The organism is Zetaproteobacteria bacterium (assembly GCA_003696765.1).
In the GTDB taxonomy this organism is placed as follows: Bacteria; Pseudomonadota; Zetaproteobacteria; order Mariprofundales; family J009; genus RFFX01.
The window spans coordinates 37,671-48,575 of record RFFX01000074.1 but is presented as its reverse complement, the minus strand read 5'-3'; the positions used below and the strand labels follow the sequence as shown (position 1 = coordinate 48,575).

At 68.7% G+C, this 10,905-nt stretch carries 10 protein-coding genes; 4 read left to right on the top strand and 6 right to left on the bottom strand.

Annotated elements, in window-relative coordinates; all coding sequences use genetic code 11:
• The 4 genes from D6682_07180 to D6682_07165 form a co-directional block, all read right to left on the bottom strand.
• On the bottom strand, nt 1–717 hold a 717-nt coding region (locus D6682_07180), incomplete at its 3' end, for a nucleotidyltransferase (protein RMH50382.1).
• Nucleotides 710–2,206: an inositol-3-phosphate synthase gene (locus D6682_07175; GenBank protein RMH50381.1), complete on the bottom strand. Its 1,497-nt coding sequence runs from the start codon at nt 2,204–2,206 to the stop codon at nt 710–712. The genes D6682_07175 and D6682_07180, both read right to left, overlap by 8 nt.
• Entirely contained in the window at nt 2,139–2,612 is a 474-nt protein-coding gene (gene greA / locus D6682_07170) for a transcription elongation factor GreA (protein RMH50380.1), read from the bottom strand. The genes D6682_07175 and greA overlap by 68 nt, the downstream gene beginning before the upstream one ends.
• Before the next feature lie 308 nt (nt 2,613–2,920).
• The gene (locus tag D6682_07165) at nt 2,921–3,622 is read right to left on the bottom strand and encodes a ribonuclease HII (GenBank protein ID RMH50379.1); all 702 of its coding nucleotides are present in this window, start codon (nt 3,620–3,622) and stop codon (nt 2,921–2,923) included.
• Nucleotides 3,623–3,649: 27 nt separating this feature from the next.
• Between D6682_07165 and D6682_07160 the strand changes: the two genes are divergently transcribed.
• The 4 genes from D6682_07160 to D6682_07145 all read left to right on the top strand — a co-directional run bounded on the left by D6682_07160 (nt 3,650) and on the right by D6682_07145 (nt 8,659).
• The gene (locus D6682_07160) at nt 3,650–5,014 is read left to right on the top strand and encodes a phosphomannomutase/phosphoglucomutase (protein ID RMH50378.1); all 1,365 of its coding nucleotides are present in this window, start codon (nt 3,650–3,652) and stop codon (nt 5,012–5,014) included.
• A gap of 46 nt (nt 5,015–5,060) precedes the next feature.
• Nucleotides 5,061–6,044: a ferrochelatase gene (locus D6682_07155; protein RMH50377.1), complete on the top strand. Its 984-nt coding sequence runs from the start codon at nt 5,061–5,063 to the stop codon at nt 6,042–6,044.
• 372 nt (nt 6,045–6,416) lie between these two features.
• Nucleotides 6,417–7,268, top strand: coding sequence for a tyrosine recombinase (locus D6682_07150; protein RMH50390.1), 852 nt, complete (start codon nt 6,417–6,419; stop codon nt 7,266–7,268).
• 182 nt (nt 7,269–7,450) lie between these two features.
• Nucleotides 7,451–8,659: a hypothetical protein gene (locus D6682_07145; GenBank protein RMH50376.1), complete on the top strand. Its 1,209-nt coding sequence runs from the start codon at nt 7,451–7,453 to the stop codon at nt 8,657–8,659.
• A gap of 56 nt (nt 8,660–8,715) precedes the next feature.
• Here the strand turns inward: D6682_07145 and D6682_07140 are convergent, their stop codons facing one another.
• Both D6682_07140 and D6682_07135 read right to left on the bottom strand, forming a co-directional pair.
• Entirely contained in the window at nt 8,716–10,167 is a 1,452-nt protein-coding gene (locus D6682_07140) for a sigma-54-dependent Fis family transcriptional regulator (GenBank protein RMH50375.1), read from the bottom strand.
• A complete protein-coding gene (locus D6682_07135; protein ID RMH50389.1) occupies nt 10,158–10,892 on the bottom strand; it encodes a two-component sensor histidine kinase in 735 nt (244 codons plus the stop codon). The genes D6682_07140 and D6682_07135 overlap by 10 nt, the downstream gene beginning before the upstream one ends.
• Nucleotides 10,893–10,905: the final 13 nt, after the last annotated feature.

The following is a 10,905-nucleotide window of genomic DNA, read 5'->3' as shown; positions in this document are numbered from 1 at the left end:
GCTGGCCTTGCCGGCCGCCCGGTGGAGCATGGCCCGTCGGGCGCGCCGCATGGCCGCCGCATCGTCCAGATCGGCCCAGAATGCCTCGCCGATATCCAGGGCACGAGCCTTGCCCTCCCGCGCCAGCAGGCGCACCGCATCACTCACCGAACCGTCACTGGCTGACAGCGCCGCAAAGGCGCCCGGCGTGCAGGCAAAGGCTCCGGTATCCCAGCCATCGAAGCGTTCCAGTCCCTTGCCGATGGCCGTAATGCGCTCGCCATCCAACTGCACGCGCGTGACGTCATCCTTATCCACCAGCGGATTATTCAGGCGCCGATCCACGGCCAGCACGAGACCATCCTGTGGCATGGGCGCCTTGATCAGGCGTTGAAGCAGCGCCGGATCGAACAGATGATCGCACATCACCATCAGAAACGGCTCCTGCAGCAGCTCCCGCGCCGCCAGAGCCGAAGCGCCATTGCCCCGCTCCCACTCCGGTGCGCGCGCAATCGCCACCTCAAGATGGGCCTCGCGTCCATAGCGCCGCGCGGCCTCAGCGATGCGGTCGGCCTCGTGACCGACCGCCACCACCACGCGATCGATGCCGGCGCGCGCCAGCGTGCGCATGCTTCGCGCCAACAACGGCAAGCCCAGAAATGGAACCAGGGGCTTGGGCAGCCCCTGGTCTCGCATGCGCTCGCCGCGCCCGGCGGCCAGGATCAGTGCGCTATGCACCGACGGCGATCCCCTCGGTCCGAACCTGTTCGTCGTTCGCCGCATTCACCGCCGTCGGCCGCGCGGGCCGCCCCTCGATGAAGGCCTCGGTCATGCGCCAGGCCTCGTCGTCGGGGTGCTGCACCGGCGGATGCTTCATGAAGAAGGCGCTGGGCGCCTCGATGTATCCAGCCAGCCCCCGATCCATGGCCAGCTTGCAGCAGCGGATCGCGTCGACGGAGACACCGGCTGAGTTGGGCGAATCCTCGACTGAGAGCCGCATCTCCAGATGCATCGGCACATCGCCGAAGAGGCGACCCTCCATCCGGATGAAGGCGACCTTGTTGTCCTTCTGGAAGGGGACGTAGTCGCTGGGGCCGACGTGGATCTCCTCCCACTCGAGGCGGTCGGGCAACACCGCCTGCACGGCCTCGGTCTTGGATTCCTTCTTCGAGGCCAGTCGCGAGCGGTTGAGCATGTTGAGAAAATCGGTGTTGCCGCCCGTGTTGAGCTGGTAGGTGCGATCCACCGGCACGCCGCGCTTCTTGAACAGATCGGCGAGCGTCCGGTGCGTGATGGTGGCGCCCACCTGAGCCTTGATGTCGTCGCCCACGATCGGCAGGCCGGCCTGCTTGAAGCGGGCGGCCCACTCGGGGTCGGAGGCGATGAAGACCGGAATGCAGTTCACAAAGCCGCAGCCCGCCGCCAGCGCCGCCTCGGCGTACCAGCGTGTCGCCTCCTCGCTGCCCACCGGCAGGTAGTTGACCACGATCTCGGCGCCGGACTCCTTCAGCGCCCGCACGACCTCCTCCTGGGTCGGCTCGGGGTGATCGGCCTTCACGAAGGTGACGTTCTCCGGATAGTCCTTCATGTGCTCGGAGAAGCCGTCCAGCACCTTGCCCATGCGCACGGTCACGCCCGATTTCGGCAGGTTCGGGCAAAAGACCGTAGTGCAGTTCGGCTTGGCGAAGATGGCCTCGTTCACATCCTTGCCCACCTTGCGGGCGTCGATGTCGAAGGCGGCCACGACCTCCAGATCGTGCGGTGCATAACCGCCGATCTCCCAATGCATCAGGCCCAGGGCCCGATCCTTCTTCTCCGGGCCGTAGTAGTGGATCCCCTGGATCAGAGAGCTGGCGCAGTTGCCTGCGCCTACGATGGCAAGACGCAGCTTGTTACGCACGCAGATACCTCCTTTTGCACGGATTTCGGGTGACAACGGCCGGACGCCTGTTCCGCGGGTAGGGAGGCATGTGCTGCCTGGAGGAGGATGTGCCTGCGCGATGCGCGGCGTCTCCGGTTGGATTCGCCCATGCCATCGCAGCGGATCGTCGGCGCTGGGCCGAAGGGTTGCCCCGGCAACCGTCCATGATGCATAGGGTTGCCCTCCGGCCCGTTCAAGGGGGAGAGAGGGCCGGGCCCGCGCCGGCCCCACGGCGCCGCTAGTGGTACTCGATGGCGACGATTTCGTATTCGCGCGCGCCGCCTGGCGCACGCACCTGCACCACATCCCCCACCTCCCGGCCGATCAGGGCGCGGGCGATGGGCGATGTGATCGAGATCTTGTTCTCCTTGATATCCGCCTCGTCCACGCCGACGATCTGGTAGGTGTGTTCACACTCCTGCTCCGGATCGAAGAGGGTCACCGTGGCGCCGAAGACGACGCTCTCCGATTCGATGGTCGCAGGGTCGATGATCCGGGCGCGGGCCAGCTTGTCCTCCAACATGGCGATGCGCCCCTCGTTCAGGCTCTGCTCCTCCTTGGCGGCGTGGTACTCTGCGTTTTCCGACAGGTCGCCATGGGCGCGGGCCTCCTCGATGGCGGCGATGATGCGCCGCCGCTTCTCCCCCTTGCGATACTCCAGCTCTTTGCGCAGCGCCTCGGCCCCGCGGAGGGTCATCGGTTCCTGTTGCATCCTGACTCCTCTCCATATCTGATGGTTTCGCAAGAAACCATCATCGCGACCATGGAGGATCGCGCAAATCCGGAGGTTGCAGACGCAACCGACGGATTTGTAAAGGGATCGAAGACCGTACTCTTCGATCCCCGTCAAGCAAAAAGTCCACGGACGGACTTTTTGCGATGGAATCATATCTCGATCCTGCGAGTAATGTCGGTTTCCGCAAGAGCGCGGCCATGGATGGCCGCGCGCTTCGATCGCCGGGAAGCCAAAACGCCCATGGAGGGACGTTTTGCGATGTGATCGAGTACGATGCGCGAAGGCTACGGAGTAACCGATGGCTGCGCCACGGCGCTTCCTTGCTGCAGCAGCCGGCGCACCGGGGCGAAGCTCGTGCGATGGATGGGTGAGACGCCCAGCCGTTGCAGCGCCTCGAGGTGGGCGCGGGTGGGGTACCCTTTGTGGCCGGCCAGCCCATAGCCCGGATGGCGTCGATCGAGCCGTTGCATCAGCCGGTCGCGCACCTCCTTGGCGAGGATCGAGGCGGCGGCGATCTGCTGGATTCGGGCATCGCCGCCGACCACCGCCTCGGCGGGGATGGGCAAGGGTGGCAGGTGGTTGCCGTCGATCCATACCCGTTCCGGAGCGATCGGCAAGGCGGCGACGGCGCGCTGCATGGCCAGCAGCGACGCCTGCAGGATGTTGATCCGGTCGATCTCCTCGGGGGTGGCCATGGCCACCGCCCGGGCGAGGGCGTGACGGCGCAGGTGGTGGTAGAGCGCCCGCCGGCGCTTCGCCGACAGCTTCTTGGAGTCGCGGTAGCAGCCGAGCATCGGGTCATCCTGGCGCAGGATGACGGCGGCGGCGACCACCGGCCCGGCCAGCGGGCCGCGGCCGACCTCGTCCACGCCGGCGATCCCCTCGATCCCGTGCTCCCTCTTCACGTCGCAACGCCCCCGCGCATGGGCCGATGCTGTCGCCTGCGGAGGCTTTCGCCTAGTCTGCGCCGCCGCACGAGGGTCCATGGAGGGGCTTCTTGCGATGGAGTTCCGATGTCCGATGCCATCCATCTTCCTGAACGGATCTTCCGCGAGTACGACATCCGCGGCATCGCCGGGAAGGAGATCGACGCCCGCTTCGCCCGCCGTCTGGGCAACGCCTTTGCCCGCATGCTCCCGCCGGGAGGCGGGCCGGTGGTGGTCGGGCGGGATGTGCGCCATAGTGGTGTCGATTATCAGCGGGCGGTGATCGAGGGGCTCACCGCCGCCGGTCGCGACGTGTTGGATATCGGCATGGTTCCCACCCCTCTGGCCTACTTTACCGTCTTCACGCAAAAGAGCGCCGGTTGCATCATGGTTACCGCCAGCCACAACCCGGCGGAGTACAACGGCTTCAAGATGATGATCGGCAGGGAGAGCATGCACGGCGCCCGCATTCAGGAGTTGATGGAGTTGATGCGCCAGCCGCCGGAAGTGGCTGCCGACCCCGGTCGGGTCACAGAGCGGGAGATGGTTCGCGATTACCACGATTTCGTTACCGGCGACGTCCGTCTGGCGCGGCCGTTGACCGTGGTGGTCGATGCCGGCAACGGCCCGGCCGGGGTGGTGGCAGCCCCCATCTACCGCGCGCTGGGATGCCGGGTAATTGAGCTCTACTGCGAGCCGGACGGCGACTTCCCCAACCACCATCCCGATCCGACGGTGGCGGAGAACATGGTCGATCTGCAGGCGCGGGTGCGGCGGGAGCGGGCCGATCTGGGCATCGCCTTCGACGGCGACGGTGATCGTATCGGCGTGGTCGACGAACGGGGGGAGATCATCTACGGCGATATGTTGCTGCTGTTGCTGGCGCGCGGGGTGCTCAAGGCCCATCCCGGGGCGGCGATCATCTCCGAGGTCAAGTGTTCGCAACGGATGTACGACGACATCGCCGCCCACGGTGGTCGGGGGATCATGTGGCGCACCGGCCACTCTCCGATCAAGGCCAAGATGAAGGAGAGCGGCGCGAAGCTCGCCGGGGAGATGAGCGGCCACATCTTCTTCGCCGACCGCTATTTCGGCTTCGACGACGCCATCTACGCCGGTGCACGCGTGCTGGAGATGGTGGCGGCGCGACCGGGGCCGATCTCGGCGATGCTCGATGGCATCCCTCCGGCGGTGACCACTCCGGAGATCCGGGTGGAGTGCCCCGATGCACGCAAGTTCGCGCTGGTGGAGGAGGCCAAGGCCCATTTTGCCGCGCTCGGCTACGAGATCATCGATGTTGACGGGATGCGCATCAAGTTTGCCGACGGCTGGGGGCTGGTCCGCGCCTCCAACACCCAGCCGGCGCTGGTGCTGCGCTTCGAGGCGCCGGACGAGGCGCGGCTGGCCGAAATGCGCCGGTTGATCGAGGGGTGGCTGGAAGCACGGTTGTGACGGTAGCGGCAGGCGCAAGCGTGGACGGCCGGCGGGCTCCCCGGCGGTGAACCCCGCGCAGGTCGGGGTGGTGCTGGTCCACCTCGGCACACCCGAGGCGCCGACCGCCGCGGCGGTGCGGCGCTATCTGGCTGACTTTCTCAGCGATCGACGGGTGGTCGATCGGCCCCGCTGGTGGTGGCTGCCGCTGCTCTACGGCGTGATCCTGCCACTGCGCGCGCGCCGTTCCGCCGCTGCCTATCGGCGCATCTGGTGGAAGGAGGGCTCGCCGCTGATGGCCATCGCCGGGCGGCAGGCGGCGGCGTTGCAGCAGAGGCTCGGCGACGCCTTCCGCGTGGCGCTGGCCATGCGCTACGGGGCGCCGACCGTGGCCGGGGCGGTCGATGCGTTGTGGCGGGAGGGCTGTCGCAGCATGGTGGTGCTGCCGGCCTATCCGCAATACTCCGCCACCACCACCGCATCGGTGCACGATGCCTGGGCGGCGGCGCTGGCCGCGCGGCGCGACATTCCCGCCTACCGCTTTGTGCGCGACTACCACGACCATCCGCAATACATCGCCGCGCTGGCCGGCTCGGTGCGGCGGCACTGGCGGCGGCACGGGCGCGGCGAACGTCTGCTCTTCTCCTTCCACGGCATTCCCGAACGCTACGCCGATGCCGGCGACCCCTACCCGGAGGAGTGCCGCCGCACGGCGCGGCTGCTGGCCGCCGCGCTGGAGCTGGCTGAGGATGAGTGGCTGCTGACCTTCCAGTCGCGTTTCGGGCGGGAGCCCTGGATTGGCCCCTACACCGACGAGACGCTGCGCCGCCTGGGCGGGGAGGGATGCGGTACGGTCGATGTCATCTGCCCCGGCTTTGCCGCCGACTGCCTGGAGACGCTCGATGAGATCGCCTGCGAGAACGCGGCGCGCTTCGCCGGCGCCGGCGGTGGGGCGCTGCGCTATATCCCCGCGCTCAACGATGACCCGGAGCAGATCGAGCTCTGGGCCGATCTGGTCACCGGCGGGGAGGGTTTGCCTAGTCGCGAGTAGGGTGATAGGATTCCCCTTGGCGCGGTTGACGCCGCAATCTTCGAGAGAACGAGGTACGAGCAATGAATATCGACCAGCATCTGAAAGTCGCCCAGTGGCACATGGAGCAGGCGCGTCTGCATGCGCTCAACCCGGATCACAAGTGCGGCTGTCCGCCCAACGAGCATGATCAGAAGGCGATCGACGCCGTCGAGTCCGGACATATCGAGGAGGAGCACAGCTGCTCGGTGTAGCCCCCGGCGCGGCCGTTGCGTCCGTGGAGAGGGATCCGCCGGCAACGGGGGATCCCTTTTGTTTTCGGGAGGTGGCGTGAGGCGGCCGGAGGCGCTCCCCCTGCCGGCGGAGGCCGAGGGGCTGCTGCGGCGGCAGGCGATGCTCAAGGGGTGGTCGCATCGGACGCTGGCCGCCTACAGCCGTGATCTGGCGGCGTTCGCCGCATTCCTGCGGGAGTTCGACGGACGCCAGACGCTGTTCAACGCCGAGCGTGAGGTGGTGTTGCGCTATCTGATGCGGTTGACCACCGAGGGAAAGCGGCGCGCCACCATCGCCCGCCGGCGCAGCGCGCTGTCGGTCTGGTTTCGCCTGCTGCAGCAGGAGGGGGTGCGGACGGAGAATCCGGTACGCAACCTGCCGCGCATGCGCCCCGAACGAAGCCTTCCGGTGACGATCGGCGAGCGGGCGGTGGAGGCGCTGCTTGAGGCCCCCGATGGCGGAACCCCCATCGGGGTGCGCGATCGCTGCATGCTGGAGCTGGCCTACGCCTCGGGGCTTCGGGTGTCGGAACTGGTCGCGCTCAGGCTGGAGCAGGTCGATCGCCGGCGGATGCTGTTGCGCATCGTCGGCAAGGGGGACAAGGAGCGGCTGGTCCCCTTCGGCCGGCGCGCGGCCGGATGGCTGGATCGCTGGCTTGAGGTGCGCCCCTCCGGCGGCGATCTCCTCTTCCCCGGTCGCGGCGGCAGGGCGATGACGCGGCAGAACTTCTGGAAGCGGATCCGCCGCTATGCGCTGCAGGCGGGGATCGATCCCCCGCCGTCACCGCACGGGCTGCGCCACGCCTTCGCCACCCATCTGCTCGACCACGGCGCCGATCTGCGCGCGGTGCAGCAGATGCTCGGCCATGCCAACATCACCACCACCGAGATCTATACCCACGTCGCCCGGGAGCGGCTCGGCCGGCTGGTGGAGCAGGTCCATCCGCTGGGAGGGGAGTCCTCCGCGCGGTAGCACTCCCTCCGCCCTCCGTCGGTAGGGTCCGTCGGGGCTGGACGCGGCGATGCCGCATCGGCTAGGCTTGCTCTTGGAGAAGGGGGCGCCCCCTCCCGGCGGTCGATGGAGGCTGTCTCGCGCCGGGGCGGGGCGTTTGCTTCCATCTTTCCGCCACACAACCCCATCATCGCAGGTTCCAGGTGACACTCTTCAGCTACGAGGCGATCGACGCCGCCGGCAAGCGTCGGCGGGGCGAGGTCGACGCCGACTCCGAGCGGGCGGCGCGCAAGGTGTTGCGCGCCCGTGGGCTGGTGCCCCGCCTGATCACCCCCGCCGCCCCATCCCGCAGCAGGGAGCGGCGCGTCGGCGGGCGAAGCGCCGTGCTCGACGGCGACGAGCTCACCGCCTTTCTGCAGCAGTTGGCCACGCTGAGCGAAGCGGGGATGCCGTTGGCCGAAGCCCTGGGGTCGATCGCCGAGGGGATGGAGCGGCGCATGGCGCGCCGGACGGTCGCCGCCATCCGGCAGCATGTGGTCGAGGGGGGATCGCTGGCCGAGGCGATGGCCGCACAGCAGATGGACGATATCGTCTGCAACATGGTGGCCGCCGGCGAGGAGACTGGTCAGCTGGAGGCGGTCGCCTCCCGGCTGGCCGAGCTGCTCGAACGGCGGCAGCAGATGCGTCAGGAGCTGCTATCGGCCACCCTCTACCCGGCGATCATCCTGGGCTTCGGTCTCGTGGTGATGCTCTTCCTGCTCGCCGTCGTCGTGCCGCAGATCGTCGCGGTCTTCGCCCGCACCGGTGCGCACTTGCCGCTGATCACCCGGATGATGATCGCCGCCTCCTCCTTCCTGCGCGATCACGGCCTGCTGCTGCTCGCGATTGCGGCGGGGCTGCCCTTGCTCTACCACTGGTCGATGCGCCACCCCGCCCTCCGGCGGCGGCGCGACCGGCTGCTGTTGCGGTTGCCCGGGGTGCGTGCCCTGATCGGCAAGATCGAGACGGCGCGTTACTGCCGCACGTTGGGCATGCTGCTCGCCGGTGGCGTGCCGGCGCTGGCGGCGATGCAGATCGCCACCGAGAGCGTGACGCTCCTGCCGCTGCGCCGGGTGACCGAATCGGCGCGGGAGGCCTTGCGCGAGGGGAGCTCCCTGGCCGATGCGCTGGCCGACGGCGGCTACGTGCCCCATCTCGCATTGCGCATGATCGCCGTGGGCGAGCAGAGCGGGCGGCTCGATGCCATGCTGATCAAGGTGGCCGACACCTTCGAGCGGGAGAGCTCGCGCGTCATCAAGCGGCTGATCACCGTGCTCGAGCCGGCGCTGGTGTTGCTGATGGCGGTCGGGGTCGGATCACTGGCCATGGCCATTCTCCTGCCGATCGTCGAGATGAATCAGCTGGTGCGCTGAGCCCCTGCGCCGCGGCATCCGCATCGCAGGGCGTCGAAGGCGGCGCGGTCGGGTTGTTACCGCCGCTGTGGCGTCGTGCGAAAGGCGAACGGATCGATCCGGTAACGCCGCAACAGCTTGCGCAGGGTGTTGCGGTTGATCCCCAGCATGTTCGCCGCCTGTACCTGGTTGCCACTGGCGATGCCGAGCACGAGCCGGAGCAGCGCCGGCTCCACCTGGTCGAGCAACACCCGGTGCAGGTCGGTCGGGGTTTCGGTGCCCAGGAGGTCGATGTACTGCTGCATGCAGCGGGTGACCGCCTGATCGAGCCGCTCTGCGTCGTCCTGTTCGTGGCGTGCGCCGCCCAGGGCCAGCGCCACGTCGTTGGGGGTGATCGCCGGCCCCGGGGTGAGCACCGCCAGCCGGCGCATCACGTTCTTCAGCTCGCGGACGTTGCCCTCCCATCGGTAGCGGGTCAGCGCCTCGATCGCGCCGTCGGTCAGGATCGGCGCATCGAGCCGCAGTTCGGCCGATGCCTCCTGCAGGAAGTGTTCGGCGAGCAGCGGGATGTCGTCGCGCCGCTCGCGCAGCGGCGGGATGCGCACCGGAATCACGTTGAGTCGGTAGTAGAGATCCCGACGGAAGCGGCCCTGCTCGATCTTCGCCGGCAGATTGCAGTGGGTGGCGGCGAGCAGGCGCACATCCACCGGCCGCTCGCGTCCGCCGCCGACGCGCTGGATGGTGCCGCTCTCCAGCACGCGCAGCAGCTTGGCCTGCAGCGGTAGGGGCATGTCCCCGATCTCGTCGAGGAACAGCGTGCCGCCGTCGGCCTGTTCGAACAGCCCGGCACGGGCGCGGTCGGCGCCGGTGAAGGCCCCCTTCTCGTGGCCGAAGAGCTCCGATTCGAGCAGATCGGCCGGGATGGCGGCGGTGTTGATCGCCACGAAGGGGTGTCTGCTGCGGCCGCTCTCCTCGTGCAGGACGCGGGCGACGATCTCCTTGCCGGTACCCGACTCGCCGGTGATCAGCACGGTCAGGTCGGAGGCGGCGACCCGCCCCAGCGTGCGGAAGAGCTGCTGCATCGCCGGACTTCTGCCGACGATCATCTCGTTGCGGGCGGTGGAGCGGGGTGCGCCGGCCTCTCTGGGGCGGCCGGCGTCCGCATCGTCCCTCCCCCTGGAGACCACCCGGCGGGCCAGGGCGCGCACCTCGTCGAGATCGAACGGCTTGGGCAGATACTCCATCGCCCCCGAGCGGTAGGAGGCGACGGCGTGGTCGAAGGTGGTCTGGGCGGTGAGCAGCACCACCGGTACGGCGCCGAAGCGGCCGGCGGAGAGCGCCTCCATCCCGTTGCCGTCGGGCAGGTACATGTCGAGAAAGAGCAGTTGCGGCGTGCCGGATTCGACCAGCGCCACCCCCTCCTGCAGCGTCTCCGCCGAGGCGACGACGAAGCCTTCGTCGCGCAGGGTCCGCTCCAGCACCCAGCGGATGCCGGGATCGTCGTCGATCACCACGATCTCTACGCGCATCGCTCCGGGTTGTGCGTGCGTCGGATCGGAAGGTGGAGGATGAAGCGGGTGTGGTGGCGGTCGTCGGCCAGCCGGATGTGGCCGCCGTGCTCCTGCAGCACCCGCTGGACGATGGCCAGCCCCAGCCCGCTGCCGCCATCCTTGCCGGTGACGAAGGGATCGAAGAGTTGGGGGCGGATGGCCTCGGGGATGGGGTCGCCGTCGCTGCGGAAGCAGATCTGCAGGACCGGCCCCTTGTGGCCGGGCAGGGTGCCGCCCTGCGCCACCCGGGTCTCGATCTCGATGGTGCGGGCGTGCGCCTCCAGCGCGTTGCGCCACAGGTTCTCCAGCGCCTGACGCAGCCGCGCGCCGTGGGCGGATAGCTCCGGCAGGCTGGGGTCGAGCACCAGCCGGAGCTCGACCCCTTCGGGCACGGGGCGGCAGACGTCGTGGATCAGGGCGTGGATGTTGACCGACTCCATCGAGAGCGCGGCGCGTGGAGCCAGCTGGAGGAAGGCGTCGATCCGCTCCCGGATGCGGTCGAACTCCGCCAGCAGCCGGGCGCACCCCTCCTCGATCGCGGCATGGGTCTGCCGTTCGGCCATCCACTGGGCGGTGCCCCGCAGCGCGGCCAGCGGGTTCTTCACTTCGTGGGCCAACTCCAGCGCGATGCGGGCCACCGCCTCGGCCGTGGCGTAGCGTCGCTGCAGCAGTTGCGCCTCGCTGCGCCGTGCCTCCGGCACCATCACCAGCAGCGCG